This window comes from Pseudomonas cichorii, assembly GCF_015471405.1.
GTDB lineage: Bacteria > Pseudomonadota > Gammaproteobacteria > Pseudomonadales > Pseudomonadaceae > Aquipseudomonas > Aquipseudomonas serbiensis.
Map to the genome: position 1 here is coordinate 1 of NZ_BLVZ01000005.1, position 15,923 is coordinate 15,923.

Here is a 15,923-nt window from a genome sequence, read left to right on the forward strand (position 1 = left end):
GCCGGAAGTGGGGCGAATTATAGAGACATTAAATCGCCCGTCAACCGTTAATTTCAAAATACTGTTATAAATATCTGCTAGCCCAATAAACACCGGGGGAGGTCTTCATGAAGACCTCCCCCGGCATCCATTACTTACAGACTCGGGAAGGCGAACTGCGACGCCTCATGACTGGCCCGCTGCGGCCAGCGCTGGGTAATGGCCTTGCGGCGAGTATAGAAGCGCACACCATCCGGGCCATAAGCATGCAGGTCGCCAAACAATGAGCGCTTCCAGCCGCCGAAGCTGTGATAGGCAACCGGCACGGGCAGCGGGACGTTAACACCGACCATCCCGACTTCGATTTCATCACAGAACAAACGAGCCGCCTCACCATCACGTGTGAAGATACAGGTGCCGTTGCCGTACTCATGCTCATTGATCAATTGCATTGCTTGCTCAAGGCTAGCGACACGCACGATGCACAGCACCGGCCCGAAGATCTCTTCTTTATAGATGCGCATCTGCGGCGTCACCCGATCAAACAGGCAGCCGCCCATGAAGAAACCGTCTTCATGGCCTTCAATACGAATATCGCGTCCATCGACAACCAGCGTCGCTCCAGACTGAACGCCATCATCTATATAGCCACTGACCTTTTCGCGGTGCTGCCCGGTAACCAGCGGCCCCATGTCCAGACCACAACTGGTACCTGCACCGATTTTCAGGCTCTTGATCTGCGGAACCAGCCTGGACACCAGCGCATCGGCAATCTGATCACCGACACAGACCGCAACCGAAATCGCCATGCAACGCTCGCCGCACGAACCATAAGCGGCACCCATCAGGGCACTGACTGCGTTATCGAGATCGGCATCAGGCATCAATACCGCATGGTTCTTTGCTCCACCCAGCGCCTGGACACGCTTGCCCCGCGCAGCGCCTTCTTTATAGATGTACTCGGCAATAGGCGTAGACCCCACAAAACTCAGCGCCTTGATCTCTGGTGCTTCGATCAGTGCATCGACGGCAACCTTGTCGCCATGCACGACATTCAACACGCCCTTGGGCAACCCGGCCTCGTGCAGTAACTGCGCAATCAGCAAGGTGGAACTCGGATCACGCTCCGAAGGCTTGAGAATGAAGCAATTGCCGCAAGCAATGGCCAATGGATACATCCACAACGGCACCATGGCCGGGAAGTTGAACGGTGTGATGCCCGCAACAATGCCCAATGGCTGAAAGTCCGACCAGGCATCGATGTTCGGCCCGACATTACGGCTGTACTCACCCTTGAGGATTTCCGGCGCAGCACAGGCGTACTCGACGTTTTCGATCCCGCGCTTCAGTTCGCCCGCCGCATCTTCCAGAGTCTTGCCATGCTCTTCGCTGATGAGCTGAGCGATACGCGCTTCGTTCTGCTCCAGCAGTTGTTTGAAACGAAACATCACCTGGGCACGCTTGGCCGGCGGCGTATTGCGCCAGGCCGGGAAGGCAGACTTGGCCGAGTCAATGGCTTGTTGCACGGTTTCGCGACTGGCCAGCGCGACGTCATGAATCGCCTGACCTGTCGACGGATTGAATACATCCGCGGTACGCCCGTTATCGGAAGTGAGTTCACCGTGAATCAAGTGTTGGATACTGCTCATGCAAAATGGCTCCAGAAAATTTGTGTCTATATAACGGTGCTAATCAGTCAATCAGGTTGAGCGCCTCACCTACGGCATCGAACAATCGATCCAGCTCTTGCGCCTTGCAGTTGAAGGTAGGGCCGAACTGCAGGGTGTCGCCGCCAAAGCGCACATAGAAACCGGCCTGCCACAACTTCATCGCTGCCTCGAATGGGCGAACGATGGCATCGCCATCACGCGGCGCAATCTGAATGGCACCCGCCAGCCCGTAGTTACGGATGTCGATAACGTTCTTTGTGCCCTTGAGGCCATGCAGCACGCTTTCAAAATGCGGAGAGATTTCAGCGACCTGCTGGACCAGATTCTCACGCTGCAACAACTCCAGCGCCGCCAGACCTGCCGCACAGGCAACCGGGTGAGCGGAATAGGTATAGCCATGCGGGAATTCGACGGCATATTCCGGCGTTGGCTGGCTCATGAAGGTTTGATAGATCTCGCTGCTGGCAACCACGGCCCCCATGGGGATTGCACCGTTGGTGACCTGCTTGGCAATGCACATCAGGTCAGGCGTGACACCGAAACTGTCGGCACCAAACATGGAGCCTGTACGGCCAAAACCGGTAATGACTTCGTCGAAGATCAGCAGGATATTGTGTTGGTCGCAGATCTCGCGCAGGCGCTTGAGGTAACCCTGCGGCGGAACGATTACACCAGCCGAGCCCGCCATCGGTTCAACGATGACAGCGGCGATGTTCGAGGCGTCATGCAACTCGATCAGCTTGAGCATTTCATCGGCCAGTGCAATACCGCCAGCCTCAGGCATCCCTTTGGAAAAGGCATTGCCGGGCAACAAGGTGTGCGGCAGATGGTCGACATCCATCAGTTGACCAAACATCTTGCGGTTACCATTCACGCCACCCAGGCTGGTGCCACCGATATTCACACCATGATAGCCACGAGCCCGACCAATCATTTTGGTCTTGGTCGACTGGCCTTTCAGACGCCAGTAAGCACGCACCATTTTCACGGCGGTATCGGCGCACTCGGAACCGGAGTCGGTATAGAAGACGTGATTGAGATTGCCCGGCGTCAACTCAGTGATTTTTTCCGCAAGCTGGAACGATAGCGGATGACCGAACTGGAACGCTGGCGAGTAATCCAGAATCCCGATCTGTTTCGCAACGGCTTCCTGGATTTCCTTGCGGGTATGCCCGGCACCGCAGGTCCACAGCCCGGAAAGCCCGTCATAGATCTTGCGGCCCTTGTCGTCGGTCAGGTAGCTGCCATGCGCAGCAACGATCATCCGCGGGTCGCGCTGGAAATTACGGTTGGCGGTGTATGGCATCCAGTGAGCGTCGAGCTTCAATTGGCTGGATACAGGCACATCGGACAGTTCGAGCGCATTCATTGGAATGGACCTCGCAGGGTGTAGGGCAGGAGTGATTGCAGCCAAAGTGCCACGGAGATAAAGTCTGAAAAATCCAACTTTTAAGATCTTTAGTTAGGTAACTACTAAACGATGAGCATTCGTCGCACAGATCCATTGGCCCAAGTCAGTGATTTCGATATCCGTCTGCTGCGCATATTCAAAAGCGTAGTCGAGGCAGGCGGTTTTTCGGCAGCCGAAAGCGTGCTCGGGATTGGCCGTTCAGCCATCAGCCAGCAGATGAGCGATCTGGAGCAGCGCCTCGGCCTGCGCTTGTGCCAGCGAGGACGCGCCGGGTTTTCCGTGACGGATGAAGGCCGTGAGGTCTATCAGTCATCATTGCAATTGCTCAGTGCGCTTGAGAGTTTCAGGACCGAAGTCAACGGCCTGCACCAGCATCTGCGTGGCGAGCTGAACATCGGCCTGACCGACAATCTGGTGACCTTGCCCCACATGCGCATCACCCATGCCCTGGCGCAATTGAAGGAACGCGGTCCGGACGTCCACATCAATATCCGGATGATCGCCCCCAACGAGGTGGAACAAGGAGTGCTGGACGGGCGGCTGCATGTAGGCGTCGTGCCCCAGGCCAGCGCCCTGCCCGGTCTTGAATACCAGCCGTTGTACAGCGAGCGGTCCTTGCTTTATTGCGCAGTCGGACACCCTCTGTTCTATGTCGACGATGCTGAACTTGAGGATGAGCGCCTGGCAGCCCAGGAGGCCATTGCCCCGACCTTTCGCTTGCCGACCGATATTCAGGCCCATTATCAGGCGCTCAGGTGTACCGCCAGCGCATCGGATCGCGAAGGCATGGCCTTTCTGATTTTGACCGGCCGCTATATAGGCTATCTACCGGACCACTACGCCAATGTCTGGGTCCAGCAAGGCAGGCTGCGAACCTTGAAACCGGGCTCACGGTTTTATGATCTGAGCCTGGTCTCCGTCACTCGCAAGGGGCGTCGCCCTCATTTGGTGCTGGAAAGCTTTCTGGAGAGCCTGGCTGCTACGCGATAACGCACCCAAGGTGAAAAACGGCCGAATGCCGCGACAGCCAGAACATATAAAAACAGCGTATCTATCTGAAACGAATGAATATGTATCGATAGAACAAAAAATAACCTGAGCAATTGGACAGGTTTTTGCAACGTGCCTGGCTAAGACGTGACCACACCTCATTCCGAGCGCTCGACATGCAGCCTGATACTTGCGACAACAATGACTTGCTCTATGGCCTCAACGATCGGCCAAAACCGTTAACGGCCATACTGGCAGCACTGCAACATGTCCTCGCCAGTTTCGTCGGCATCATTACCCCACCCTTGATCATCGGCTCTGCACTGGGACTGAGCGCTTACCTGCCGTACCTGATCAGCATGGCCCTGATGGTTTCCGGCACAGGAACCTTCATCCAGGCCCGTCGCCCGTTCGGCATCGGTGCAGGAATGATCTGCCTGCAAGGCACCAGCTTCGCCTTTCTCGGCGCAGTCCTGTCCGCCGGCTTCATCGTCAAGCAACGCGGCGGCAGCCCGGAAGACATCATGGCGATGATCTTCGGCGTCTGCTTCTTCGGCGCACTGGTGCAGATCGTCCTCAGCCGGTTCATTGGCCAGTTGCGACGCATCATCACGCCACTGGTTACCGGTATTGTCATTACCCTGATCGGTATCAGCCTCATCAAGGTCGGCGTCACCGACCTGGGAGGCGGCTTCAACGCGCCGGACTTCGGAGCCCCCGTCAACCTCGCACTGGGCGTATTCGTTCTCGCGATCATTATTGTGCTCAACCGCTCCAGCACTCCCTGGATTCGTCTGTCCGCGATCATCATTGGCCTGGCCATCGGCAGTGTGGCGGCGTGGATGAGCGGCAAACTGGTCCCGCAACCCATTCATGATTTGCCACTGATCAGCGTGCCGGTCCCGTTCAAGTTCGGCTTCAGTTTCGACTGGACGGCTTTCCTGCCCGTCGCACTGATTTACCTGATCAGCAGCATCGAAACCGTCGGCGACCTGACCGCCAACTGCATGCTGGCACGCCAACCCATCAGTGGCCCGAGCTATGTGGCCCGGCTAAAAGGCGGCGTGCTGGGCGATGGCGTCAGTTGCATGATTGCCGCCACCTTCAGCGCGTTCCCCAACACCACCTTTGCCCAAAACAATGGCGTGATCCAGTTGACCGGGGTCGCCAGCCGTTATGTCGGCCTCTACATCGGAGTTGTGCTGTTTCTGCTCGGCCTGTTCCCCATGATTGGTGCCGTCGTGCAGCAGATTCCCAAACCCGTGCTGGGCGGCGCGACACTGGTGATGTTTGGCAGCGTCGCGGCAGCAGGTGTGCGCATTCTTGCCCAGGCACCGCTGGACCGACGCAGCATGCTGATCATTGCCACCTCGTTCGGTGTTGGCCTGGGTATCGCCGCGCAACCTGCGCTGCTGCACCATATGCCACAACTGGTCCAGAACCTGTTCGACTCGGCAATCACCAGCGGCGGCATTACGGCCATCGTCATGTGCCTGCTGATCCCGGAAGAAAAATCTGTCGTTCTCAAGGAAAACTACGAGCAGCCAGCCAAAGTCCCTGGCCCCCAAGAATAATTTTCCTACATGAATGCTTGTCGGATTCACGCGGGTGCGTTATCTGTTCACCCGTTGCACCCTATGACCTGTCCGGACCTGCACATGACCCTTGAAGTCCCAGCGCACAGTACTCACGGCACCAAGCCTGCAAGCCGTATTCGCCAGAAAAACGAAGAAACCATCATCAAGGCCGCCGAAGATGAATTTGCCCGCCATGGTTTCAAGGGCACCAGCATGAATGCAATCGCGCTGAAGGCCGGGCTGCCGAAAGCCAACCTGCATTACTACTTCACCAACAAGCTTGGTCTGTATGTCGCCGTGCTGAGCAATATCATCGAGCTCTGGGACAGCACCTTCAACAATCTGACTGTCGAAGACGATCCGGCCGAAGCGCTGGCCCGCTACATTCGCGCCAAGATGGAGTTCTCTCGCCGCAACCCTCAGGCCTCGCGAATTTTCGCGATGGAGATCATCAGTGGCGGAGAATGCATGGGCGAGTTTTTCAGCCAGGATTACCGCACCTGGTTTCAGGGCCGCGCCGCCGTGTTCCAGGCCTGGATCGACGCCGGTAAAATGGACCCGATCGACCCGGTCAACCTGATCTTTCTGCTGTGGGGCAGTACTCAGCATTACGCCGACTTCGCCACCCAGATCTGCCGGGTAACCGGTCGCAACCGGCTAACAAAGCAGGACATGGACGATGCCAGCGACAATCTGATCCAGATCATTCTCAAAGGGTGTGGGCTTACGCCGCCGGTCTTGTAATATTCGGACCTTGTCGTTTGCTGGAAGCCCCCATGCCTTTTACCCTCCCCGGCCCTTGCGAATATCGTGAAGAAATTCGCAAGAGCCGTTTCATCACCCTCGCGGCGCCTATTGCCAGCCCGGCCGAAGCCCAGGCCTTCATCGAACAGCACAGCGATCTGGATGCGACTCATAACTGCTGGGCCTGGAAACTGGGTGCCCAATATCGCAGCAGCGATGACGGCGAGCCGGGAGGTACGGCTGGCAGGCCGATACTGGCAGCCATCGAAGCCCAGGAGTTCGATCAGGTCGTGGTGCTGGTGATTCGCTGGTATGGCGGCATCCAGTTGGGGACCGGAGGGCTGGCAAGGGCTTATGGAGGAGGCGCCAACAAATGCCTGCAACAGGCGCAGCGTGTGCCGCTGATCAATCGCGAGCACTTCAATCTTGAATGCAGTTTCAGCGAGCTGACACTGGTCAAAGTACGACTTGCCGAATTCAACGGGCTGGTGGAAGCCGAAAACTTCACCGCCAATGGCGTGGAAATGTCGATCGCCATCGGTCCGGAACATATCGCCACACTGCAACGCCAACTGGCGGATTTGAGCCGCGGCAGAATTCTCCTGCATCCAGCCTTGAATCAGTAATTCGCGGTTTCCCGATTTCAGGCATGAGTTGCCCACATCTACTGTGCATCCGGCTGTGGATAAGCTGAGCACATCAGGCTGCAAGCCTTACCGGACGTACGGCACAGACAAGTGATCGTTTTTTGCACAACAGCCCGCCAACGGGATAAAAGCAATGCTAAAACAGCGTCTTAACGCTCTTTAGCACCATTGGAAGCTACTGAAGATTCCTTTATTACCGGGTTTTCGGCTTGCGCACAGTTACTGTGGAACAACCTGTGGATAACAGGTGCAAGGGTCGCGCAATCGCTTGGGGTATCGACCTTGCCGCGCGCTGTACATTTTTTGCACAGCCATGATGTGCCATATTGAATCTTTACCTCTGCAGGACGCCCCGAACTGGTGCCAAAGCTGTCGAGGCACTGGTTTCAGAAACCTTGTAGCACCCTGCACGCGCCCGCCCGGCAACATTCGCCACAAACCTGACTCACTGGCCAGGATTTTGCTTTATCCCCCGGCGACCCACTCTATGATCCGAGCCTGTCATGCCAAACCACGCGCTGCCCCCGCGCCTGCAACTGCGTCATATCACCAAGCAATACCCTGGCTGTCTGGCCAACGACGCTATCGATCTGAGCATCCAGCCCGGCGAAATCCATGCCCTGCTGGGTGAAAACGGTGCTGGCAAAAGTACGCTGATGAAAATCATCTACGGCGTTACCCAGCCGGATTCGGGCTCGATCACCTGGCACGGCGAAGCGCTGACCATGCGCAACCCGGCGCAAGCCAGAGGGTTGGGGATCGGCATGGTGTTTCAGCATTTCTCTCTGTTCGAGACACTGACCGTCGCACAGAACATTGCACTGGCCATGGGCAGCGCAGCAGGTACGCCCAAACAACTGGAGCCGCGCATTCGCGAGGTGTCGCAACGCTACGGCATGGCACTGGAGCCACAGCGACTTGTCCACAGCCTGTCGATTGGTGAGCGCCAGAAAGTCGAAATCATCCGCTGCCTGATGCAGGATATCCGCCTGCTGATTCTGGACGAACCCACCTCGGTGCTCACCCCCCAGGAGGCCGACGAGCTTTTCGTCACCTTGCGACGCCTGGCCGGGGAAGGCTGCAGCATTCTGTTCATCAGCCACAAGCTGGGTGAGGTACGAGCCTTGTGTCACAGCGCGACGGTGCTGCGTGGAGGCAAGGTTTCCGGGCATTGCATTCCTGCGCAATGCACCGATCTGGAACTGGCGCGGTTGATGGTGGGCGATGCAGCAGGACTGACCGCTCAATACGAGAAGGCCAGTGGCGCAGCGCCTTTCCTACAGGTCGAAAAACTGTCCTGGCATAACCCCGATCCCTTTGGCTGCTCGCTGCTGGAAGTGGACCTTGAAGTGCGCAGCGGCGAGATCGTCGGGATTGCGGGCGTCGCGGGCAACGGACAGGACGAACTGCTGGCCTTGCTCAGTGGTGAACAGACACTGGCCAGCGCACAGGCTGCGACTATCCGCTTCGCAGAAACCAATGTAGGTAACCTGCGCCCGGACGCGCGCCGCAAACGCGGCCTGGCTTTTGTCCCCGCCGAACGCCTGGGCCATGGCGCGGTTCCCGAACTGAGCCTGGCCGATAACGCCCTGCTGACCGCCTTTCAACAAGGTCTGGTAAGCAACGGGCTGATCCAGCGCAGCAAGGTGCGGGCACTGGCCGACGAAATCATTCGCCGCTTTGCGGTCAAGACACCCGATTCCCAGGCCGCGGCACGCAGCCTGTCAGGCGGCAATCTGCAGAAATTCATTCTGGGCCGCGAGATTCTGCAAAACCCGAAACTGTTGGTGGCCGCTCACCCGACATGGGGCGTCGATGTCGGCGCAGCGGCTGCAATCCATCGCGCCCTGATTGCTTTGCGTGATGCAGGCGCAGCGATTCTGGTGATTTCAGAAGACCTGGACGAACTGTTCCAGATCAGCGACCGACTCGCGGCCCTTAGCAGCGGCAAGCTTTCGCAACTGGTCCCCACCGAACAGACCAACGCCGTGCAGATCGGCGGCTGGATGGCGGGACAGTTCGATCATTCTCACCCCCAAGCCGTCGCGCTGGGTTAACGGAGCCAAACATGCTGCTTTCCCTGGAACCGCGCGGACAACAATCGCGCGTCATGCTGTGGTGTTCGCCCTTGCTGGCGGCCGCCCTGACACTTGTCTGCGGCTCGCTGCTGTTCATCGGCCTGAAGCTCGACCCGTGGGTGACGCTGCATACCCTGCTGATCGCACCGGTCAGCGACTGGTATGGCGTCTCGGAATTGATGGTCAAGACCTTGCCGATCCTGCTCTGCGCACTCGGGCTGGCGGTCGCCTATCAGGCCCGAATCTGGAACATCGGCGCAGAAGGCCAATTGCTGCTGGGCGCATTGGTCGGCAGCGCAGTGGCGGTCAACGTGATCGAAATGGAAAGTCGCTGGGCGCTGGTGATGATTCTGATCGCCGGGACTCTGGCTGGCGCGGCATGGGCTGGAGTGACGGCCTGGCTGCGTACTCATTTCAATGCCAATGAAATCCTCACCAGCATCATGCTCAACTACATCGCCCTGAACCTGCTGCTGTTCTTTGTCCACGGGCCACTAAAGGACCCGGCGGGCATGAACTTCCCGGAGTCAGCCACCTTCGGCGATGCCAGCCGCCTGCCGCTTTTGACGGAAGATGGCCGCGCCCACGCGGGTGTGTATTTCGCCCTGCTGGCGCTGGTGGCCGTCTGGGTGTTGCTGCAACGCAGCTTTGTCGGCTTCCAGATAAAAGTGCTGGGGCTGGACAAGCGGGCGGCGGGGTTCGTGGGCTTTCGTGAAAAGCGTCTGGTCTGGCTGGCCCTTTTGATCAGCGGTGCACTGGCTGGGCTGGCGGGCGTCAGTGAAGTGACCGGCCCCATCGGCCAACTGGTTCCGCAGGTATCGCCCGGTTATGGCTATGCCGCAATCACGGTGGCCTTTCTCGGACGCCTGAACCCCATCGGCATTCTGTTTTCCAGCCTGCTGATCGCCCTGCTGTACCTGGGCGGCGAGCAAGCGCAAATGACCCTCAACCTGCCACTGGCCATTACGCAACTGTTCCAGGGGATGATGCTGTTCTTCCTGCTGGCCTGCGATGTGCTGATCCTTTATCGCCCGCGCCTGAAACTGCGCTGGGCCAAACGCCAGATGGCGCCTGTCGCGGGAGCCGCGTGATGGATATCGATCTACTGAGCAATATTTTCTACGCCATGATTCGTTGCGGCACACCGCTGCTGCTGGTGGCCCTGGGTGAACTGATCTGCGAAAAAAGCGGCGTCATCAACCTGGGTCAGGAAGGCATGATGCTGTTCGGTGCAGTGATTGGTTTCATCATCGCCCTGAGCACCGGCAACCTTTGGCTGGGTGTGCTGCTGGCCATGCTGGCGGGCATGCTGCTGTCGGCGTTGTTTGCCATTGTGGCTCTGCTATTCAATGCCAATCAGGTTGCCACGGGCTTGGCGCTGACCATTTTTGGCGTGGGCCTTTCAAGCTTTGTCGGCGCAGCCTGGGTGGGCAAACCCCTGCATGGTTTCGAGCCGATGGCGATTCCCTTCCTCAGCGATATCCCGCTGATCGGTCGCATGCTGTTTGCACAGGACCTGCTGGTGTACCTGTCATTCGCGCTGTTTGCGTTGGTGGCCTGGGTACTGCTCAAAAGCCGCATCGGCCTGATTATCCAGGCCGTCGGCGAAAACCCCGATGCCGCCAGCGCCATGGGGTTGCCGGTATTGCGGGTACGAACCCTGGCGGTGCTGTTCGGAGGAGCAATGGCAGGCTTGGCAGGCGCTTATCTGTCCCTGGCCTACACACCGATGTGGGCCGAAAACATGAGCGCGGGGCGCGGCTGGATCGCCTTGGCACTGGTGGTGTTCGCCAGCTGGCGAGTCTGGCGCCTGCTGCTGGGCGCCTACCTCTTCGGCCTCGCCAGCATCCTGCATCTTGTGGCACAGGGTATCGGCCTGGCGATCCCCTCCAACCTGCTGGCGATGTTGCCGTACGTGGCAACCATCATCGTCCTGGTGCTGCTGTCACGTGATGCACTGAGAACCAAGCTGTATGCGCCGGTTTCATTAGGGCAGCCTTGGCAAGCGGGGCATTGAGGGTGCCCCCGTTTCGCGAATGAGCGGAGCGCCGCCCGATTCGCTCCGCCGTAATGCCGAACCGGTAGGAGAGACTTCAGTCGCGAAGGCGTCTGACCGGCCATAACTGCAAAACAGCCCAAACCAGCTCCATCAACAGAATCCCGATCAGCAAGCTGCTGGCGCCGTGCATAAGCGCATAGCCCTGCCAGGCGGCAAACAGTAATCGTCCCGCCGCGTCATAGCGGCCGAATACCTGCTGTGGATCACGGATGCGCAGTACGGCCCACACGCAGACAATCGAGCCCAGCAAATTTGCCATCAGCATGTGCATGGGCTCGAACGTTGGTAATTCTCCCGGCAGCCCCCACTGTTGGCTCAAAGTCGATAACATTCCGTGCAGCGCCATGAACGTCCAGGGCGTAGCGAAAGCGGCGGTGACGATCAGGTCGTACCAGGCGCTGGCCCGGACCACTTGGCGATACTGTCGGGTTTGCCACATAAAACAGGTCCTGTTGATTGAGATACCAACAGGCTAAAGGGTGGAGTACGCTCCAGGGTCAAGCCCTTAAGGACAGGATTGCATGCGCATTGGTGAACTGGCTCAAGCCACCGCCGTCAGTCGCGACACGCTGCGCTTTTATGAGCAGCGCGGCCTGATTTCAGCCCAACGCACCGGCAACGGCTATCGTCATTACCCAGTGGAGACGGTGCAACTGGTGCAATTCATCAAGGTTGCGCAGCGCCTGGGCTTCAGCCTGAACGAAATAGGCAATAACGTGGCCGAACTGTGGAAGGCACCCACGCCGGATATCGCGATTGCCCAACTGCTTCGGGACAAGCTGACGCTGATCGACACACGTATTGCGGAGCTGGGTGAGTTGCGTAGCGAACTTCAAGCACGTCTGCACCAGAGTTGCCCGCTGAGCCCCTGAAGTTTTTCTCTTTCAACTGCCAAGGAGTTTTTTCATGACTGCTACCAAAACCGCTCTGATCATCGGCGCATCCCGTGGCCTGGGACTCGGGCTGGTCCAGCGTCTGACCGAACAAGGCTGGAATGTGATTGCAACCGTTCGCGATCCGCAAAAGGTCGATAGCCTCAAGGGCATTTCCGGGGTACGCATCGAAACGCTGGATATCGATGAAGTCGCGTCGCTGGAAGTGCTGGTCCAGAAGCTCAAGGGCGAAGTGTTCGATGTGCTGTTCGTCAATGCTGGCGTGATCGGGCCCAAGCATCAAAGCGCAGCCCAATCCACCGCCGCCGAACTGGGCCAGTTGTTCCTGACCAACGCCGTTGCACCGATTCGTCTGGCAGAACGTCTGGTCGACCAGATTCGTCCGCAGACCGGCGTCCTGGCCTTCATGAGCTCGGTGCTCGGCAGCGTCGCCTGCCCGGACGGAAACGAAATCGCCCTCTACAAGGCGAGCAAGGCCGCACTCAATTCCATGACCAACTCCTTCGTCAGCAAACTGGGCGAAAATCGTCCCACCGTCCTTTCCCTGCATCCGGGCTGGGTGAAAACCGAAATGGGCGGCGAAGGTGCCGATATCGACGTCCTGACCAGCACCACTGGCCTGGTCAAGCAACTCAACGACTACGCCGGCAAGGGCGGGCACCACTTCATCAACTACAAGGGCGAGACGATTGTCTGGTGAAGCAACACACTGATGGATGAACGGGTTCTGCTCTGGCTTTCAGAGCAGGACCACTCATGAATGTCGGTGGCTCACAATCGTAAATGGCTGCGTGATTTGATGAGAAGTTAACAATGAACGACGAACACATCTTTTCCAGTGTCTGGGATGCCCTTGCCAATACCACTCAAGAGGCAGCTCACTTGACGTTACGCTCGACACTCATGATCGAGCTGAACGAATCCATCAAGAAATGGCCTGGCACCGATACCGAAAAAGCGGCTCGCCTGGGGATTACCAAGCCACGTTTTTCCAACTTGAAGTCCGGGCGAGTGGATCTGTTCAGCCTTGACGCTCTGGTCGATCTGGCGGCAAATGCAGGGCTTGTTGCTTCCATGCGTCTGGATGCAGCCTGATTACAAGCCAGGTGTTGATGTTTGATTGTGAGTTGAGCGAGTAATACACTTCTTCGTCTTGCCCGTGCATTGTTCACAATCACCGGCAACCCTGGATCAGCAGACAGGGCAACACTGAGCTGGCTAACCTGAACCCACTTTCAGAGGAGCCGGCCCATGCCTGCGATCCGTATCTGGTTGAAAAATCCCCTTGCCGTCTTCACTGCCAATGACCTGGATGCCCGTGGCGGTCTGGTGGTCGAAGATGGCGTGATCGTTGAGCTGCTGGCTGCCGGTCAACACCCTTCCCGCCCCTGTGATCAAGTGTTCGATGCTCGCGAGCATGTGCTGCTGCCGGGCCTGATCAACACGCATCATCACTTCTATCAGACCCTGACCCGCGCCTGGGCACCGGTGGTCAATCAGCCTTTGTTCCCATGGCTCAAGACGCTCTACCCGGTGTGGGCGCGGCTGACGCCAGAAAAGCTCGCACTGGCCAGTAAAGTGGCGCTGGTGGAGTTGCTGCTGTCGGGCTGCACCACCGCTGCGGATCATCACTATCTGTTTCCCGATGGGTTGGAGCAGGCCATCGATATTCAGGTGCAGAGCGTTCGCGAACTGGGCATGCGAGCCATGCTGACCCGAGGTTCCATGAGCCTGGGCGAGGCCGATGGCGGGTTGCCGCCGCAACAGACGGTGCAACAGGGCGAAACGATCCTGGCCGACAGTCAGCGCCTGATCGAGACCTATCACGAACGCGGCGACGGTGCGCAGATCCAGATTGCCCTGGCGCCCTGCTCGCCGTTCTCGGTGACGCCGCAGATCATGGCCGAGAGTGCAGCGCTGGCAGAAAAACTCGACGTGCGTCTGCATACCCATCTGGCCGAAACCCTGGATGAAGAAGACTTCTGCCTGCAACGCTTCGGGCTGCGTACGGTGGACTATCTGGATAGCGTCGGCTGGCTCGGGCCGCGCACCTGGCTGGCGCATGGCATTCATTTCAACCCTGATGAAATTGCGCGCCTTGGCGCAGCAGGCACCGGGATCTGTCATTGCCCCAGCTCGAACATGCGTCTGGCTTCGGGCATCTGCCCGACAATGGACCTGACCGCCGCCGGTGCGCCATTGGGCCTTGGCGTAGACGGCTCGGCCTCCAACGATGCCTCGAACATGATCCTTGAGGCCAGGCAGGCGCTCTACCTGCAACGGCTACGCTACGGCGCGCAGGCCATAACCCCGGAACTTGTGCTGGGCTGGGCAACCAAGGGCTCGGCGCAACTGCTGGGACGTACGGATATAGGTGAACTGGCCGTGGGCAAACAGGCAGATCTGGCGTTGTTCAAGCTCGATGAACTGCGCTTCTCCGGCAGCCATGACCCGCTTTCGGCGCTGTTGCTGTGCGGTGCGGACCGGGCTGATCGGGTGATGATCGCAGGCAACTGGCGAGTGATAGATGGACAGGTCGAGGGGCTGGACCTGAAGAAACTGATCGCCGATCACCGCCAGGCCGCGCACCAGCTATTGCACGAGCTGTAGGACCGGATTCATCCGGGAAAGGGCCTGTACATTCACAGCACTTCTATCGTCTGGAATATCTTTTTCCCGGATGAATCCGGTCCTACAGTCCCAGGCAAGAGAGCATGATGAAGGTTGCGAACAGCACGAAATGCGTCATGCCCTCGATAGCGTTGGTTTCTCCGTCATTGAGGTTGATGGCGCAGACCAGCAAGGTGATGAAGACCATCACGGTCTGCACGGGCGTCATGGCCATCTGGAACGGCTGACCGCTGTAAAGCGCCATCGCTTCCATCGCAGGCACCGTCAGGATCACGGTGGATAGCGAAGCGCCCAGTGCAATGTTGACCACCGACTGCATGCGGTTGGCCAGGGCGGCGCGCAAGGCGGTCAGGATCTCCGGCGCAGCAGAAATCGCCGCAACCAGAATCGCCGTCAGCACGGGCGGCGCACCGCTGCCTTCCAGCCCAAAGTCAATGGTCTTGGACATCACTTCCGCCAACGCGCCGATCACCACAACGCCCAGTACCAGTGTCACGATGGAGCGTGTCAGGTTGATCGACTCGCCCTGTTCTTCTGGCTGATCCTTGCGTCTGTTTTTCTCGGGATAGCTGTAGCTGAAAAAGTAACTGTGCGGCCCGACCTGCATGCGCAGGAACAAGGTGTACAGCACAATCATCGCGCCAATGGTAAACGCCGAATACAGCTTCCAGTCCGCCTTGGGAATGAACTCGGGCACCACCATCGACACGCCCATGGCCGTCAGGATCATCACGCTATAGGTGCGCGCCGAATTATCGTTGTAGGCCTGCTCGCCATGCTTGAGCCCGCCCATCAAGGCGGCCAGCCCGAGGATGCCGTTGATATCCAGCATCACGGCGGCATAGATCGTGTCGCGCACCAGCGTCGGAGACGGCTCGTTGCTCATCATGATTGCCAGGATCACCACTTCGACCAGCACTGCCGACAGGGTCAGGATCATGGTGCCGTAAGGGTCGCCGACCTTTTCCGCCAACTGCTCGGCATGATGAGCAACCCGCAGCGAAGCGCAGACGATAAAGCCCACCAGCGCCAGCCCGGCAATCAGCGCGACCGTCTGGCCATTGCCCAGCAGCACATGCTCCAGGGGATAGGCGATAAAGGTGGCGATGATCGCCAGCAACAGAAACTTTTCTTGCCTGAGTAAGGAGCCCATTACGTGTCCATGCCCTTGCGACACATTGTCGCGTGACATCCTTGAGGATCAGCATTGATGAAGTGGTTGAGAGTGCGGTCTGTGACAAAAG

Annotated in this window: 15 protein-coding genes; 11 read left to right on the forward strand and 4 right to left on the reverse strand. The window is 58.3% G+C overall.

Annotated features, from left to right (window positions below; translation table 11 throughout):
- Positions 1-134: 134 nt before the first annotated feature.
- Together JL015_RS08180 and JL015_RS08185 are read right to left on the reverse strand one after the other, a co-directional pair.
- Positions 135-1,628 carry a CoA-acylating methylmalonate-semialdehyde dehydrogenase gene (locus JL015_RS08180; RefSeq protein WP_201018102.1) on the reverse strand — a complete coding sequence of 498 codons (1,494 nt, stop codon included), beginning with the start codon at positions 1,626-1,628 and terminating at the stop codon, positions 135-137.
- Positions 1,629-1,671: 43 nt separating this feature from the next.
- Positions 1,672-3,018, reverse strand: a complete 1,347-nt coding sequence (locus tag JL015_RS08185) for an aspartate aminotransferase family protein (RefSeq protein ID WP_201018103.1) — start codon at positions 3,016-3,018, stop codon at positions 1,672-1,674.
- 111 nt (positions 3,019-3,129) lie between these two features.
- Between JL015_RS08185 and JL015_RS08190 the strand changes: the two genes are divergently transcribed.
- The 7 genes from JL015_RS08190 to JL015_RS08220 all read left to right on the forward strand — a co-directional run bounded on the left by JL015_RS08190 (position 3,130) and on the right by JL015_RS08220 (position 11,113).
- Entirely contained in the window at positions 3,130-4,050 is a 921-nt protein-coding gene (locus JL015_RS08190) for a LysR family transcriptional regulator (RefSeq protein WP_201018104.1), read from the forward strand.
- 176 nt (positions 4,051-4,226) lie between these two features.
- Positions 4,227-5,624 (forward strand): uracil-xanthine permease family protein, encoded by a 1,398-nt coding sequence (locus tag JL015_RS08195; protein WP_201018105.1) that lies wholly within the window; start codon positions 4,227-4,229, stop codon positions 5,622-5,624.
- A gap of 84 nt (positions 5,625-5,708) precedes the next feature.
- Positions 5,709-6,371, forward strand: coding sequence for a TetR/AcrR family transcriptional regulator (locus JL015_RS08200; RefSeq protein WP_201018106.1), 663 nt, complete (start codon positions 5,709-5,711; stop codon positions 6,369-6,371).
- A 32-nt stretch (positions 6,372-6,403) separates the two neighbouring features.
- Positions 6,404-6,997, forward strand: coding sequence for an IMPACT family protein (locus JL015_RS08205; protein WP_201018107.1), 594 nt, complete (start codon positions 6,404-6,406; stop codon positions 6,995-6,997).
- 524 nt (positions 6,998-7,521) lie between these two features.
- The gene (locus JL015_RS08210; RefSeq protein WP_201018108.1) at positions 7,522-9,075 is read left to right on the forward strand and encodes an ABC transporter ATP-binding protein; all 1,554 of its coding nucleotides are present in this window, start codon (positions 7,522-7,524) and stop codon (positions 9,073-9,075) included.
- An 11-nt stretch (positions 9,076-9,086) separates the two neighbouring features.
- Entirely contained in the window at positions 9,087-10,187 is a 1,101-nt protein-coding gene (locus JL015_RS08215) for an ABC transporter permease (protein ID WP_201018109.1), read from the forward strand.
- Entirely contained in the window at positions 10,187-11,113 is a 927-nt protein-coding gene (locus JL015_RS08220; RefSeq protein ID WP_201001845.1) for an ABC transporter permease, read from the forward strand. Before JL015_RS08215 ends, JL015_RS08220 begins: the two co-directional genes overlap by 1 nt.
- Before the next feature lie 76 nt (positions 11,114-11,189).
- On the opposite strand, the gene JL015_RS08225 is transcribed toward JL015_RS08220, so the two are convergent.
- On the reverse strand, positions 11,190-11,594 hold the full coding sequence (locus JL015_RS08225; protein WP_201018111.1) for a hypothetical protein: 405 nt from the start codon (positions 11,592-11,594) through the stop codon (positions 11,190-11,192).
- An 82-nt stretch (positions 11,595-11,676) separates the two neighbouring features.
- Here JL015_RS08225 and JL015_RS08230 point away from each other — a divergent pair, with 82 nt between their 5' ends.
- The 4 genes from JL015_RS08230 (at position 11,677) to JL015_RS08245 (ending at position 14,658) form a co-directional block, all read left to right on the forward strand.
- Entirely contained in the window at positions 11,677-12,027 is a 351-nt protein-coding gene (locus JL015_RS08230) for a MerR family transcriptional regulator (protein ID WP_201018112.1), read from the forward strand.
- Between the two features lie 34 nt (positions 12,028-12,061).
- Positions 12,062-12,748 (forward strand): SDR family oxidoreductase, encoded by a 687-nt coding sequence (locus tag JL015_RS08235; RefSeq protein ID WP_201018114.1) that lies wholly within the window; start codon positions 12,062-12,064, stop codon positions 12,746-12,748.
- A 113-nt stretch (positions 12,749-12,861) separates the two neighbouring features.
- Entirely contained in the window at positions 12,862-13,143 is a 282-nt protein-coding gene (locus JL015_RS08240) for a helix-turn-helix domain-containing protein (protein WP_201018116.1), read from the forward strand.
- A gap of 156 nt (positions 13,144-13,299) precedes the next feature.
- The gene (locus tag JL015_RS08245; RefSeq protein ID WP_201018117.1) at positions 13,300-14,658 is read left to right on the forward strand and encodes an 8-oxoguanine deaminase; all 1,359 of its coding nucleotides are present in this window, start codon (positions 13,300-13,302) and stop codon (positions 14,656-14,658) included.
- A gap of 82 nt (positions 14,659-14,740) precedes the next feature.
- Here the strand turns inward: JL015_RS08245 and JL015_RS08250 are convergent, their stop codons facing one another.
- Positions 14,741-15,832: a calcium:proton antiporter gene (locus JL015_RS08250; protein WP_201018119.1), complete on the reverse strand. Its 1,092-nt coding sequence runs from the start codon at positions 15,830-15,832 to the stop codon at positions 14,741-14,743.
- Positions 15,833-15,923: the final 91 nt, after the last annotated feature.

Excerpts from the sequence above, each read along its gene's own strand:
- JL015_RS08180 (WP_201018102.1), bottom strand. The coding sequence starts at position 1,628 with ATGAGCAGTATCCAACACTTGATTCACGGTGAACTCACTTCCGATAAC.
- JL015_RS08185 (WP_201018103.1), bottom strand. The coding sequence starts at position 3,018 with ATGAATGCGCTCGAACTGTCCGATGTGCCTGTATCCAGCCAATTGAAG.
- JL015_RS08190 (WP_201018104.1), top strand. The coding sequence starts at position 3,130 with ATGAGCATTCGTCGCACAGATCCATTGGCCCAAGTCAGTGATTTCGAT.
- JL015_RS08195 (WP_201018105.1), top strand. The coding sequence starts at position 4,227 with ATGCAGCCTGATACTTGCGACAACAATGACTTGCTCTATGGCCTCAAC.
- JL015_RS08200 (WP_201018106.1), top strand. The coding sequence starts at position 5,709 with ATGACCCTTGAAGTCCCAGCGCACAGTACTCACGGCACCAAGCCTGCA.
- JL015_RS08205 (WP_201018107.1), top strand. The coding sequence starts at position 6,404 with ATGCCTTTTACCCTCCCCGGCCCTTGCGAATATCGTGAAGAAATTCGC.
- JL015_RS08210 (WP_201018108.1), top strand. The coding sequence starts at position 7,522 with ATGCCAAACCACGCGCTGCCCCCGCGCCTGCAACTGCGTCATATCACC.
- JL015_RS08215 (WP_201018109.1), top strand. The coding sequence starts at position 9,087 with ATGCTGCTTTCCCTGGAACCGCGCGGACAACAATCGCGCGTCATGCTG.
- JL015_RS08220 (WP_201001845.1), top strand. The coding sequence starts at position 10,187 with ATGGATATCGATCTACTGAGCAATATTTTCTACGCCATGATTCGTTGC.
- JL015_RS08225 (WP_201018111.1), bottom strand. The coding sequence starts at position 11,594 with ATGTGGCAAACCCGACAGTATCGCCAAGTGGTCCGGGCCAGCGCCTGG.
- JL015_RS08230 (WP_201018112.1), top strand. The coding sequence starts at position 11,677 with ATGCGCATTGGTGAACTGGCTCAAGCCACCGCCGTCAGTCGCGACACG.
- JL015_RS08235 (WP_201018114.1), top strand. The coding sequence starts at position 12,062 with ATGACTGCTACCAAAACCGCTCTGATCATCGGCGCATCCCGTGGCCTG.
- JL015_RS08240 (WP_201018116.1), top strand. The coding sequence starts at position 12,862 with ATGAACGACGAACACATCTTTTCCAGTGTCTGGGATGCCCTTGCCAAT.
- JL015_RS08245 (WP_201018117.1), top strand. The coding sequence starts at position 13,300 with ATGCCTGCGATCCGTATCTGGTTGAAAAATCCCCTTGCCGTCTTCACT.
- JL015_RS08250 (WP_201018119.1), bottom strand. The coding sequence starts at position 15,832 with ATGGGCTCCTTACTCAGGCAAGAAAAGTTTCTGTTGCTGGCGATCATC.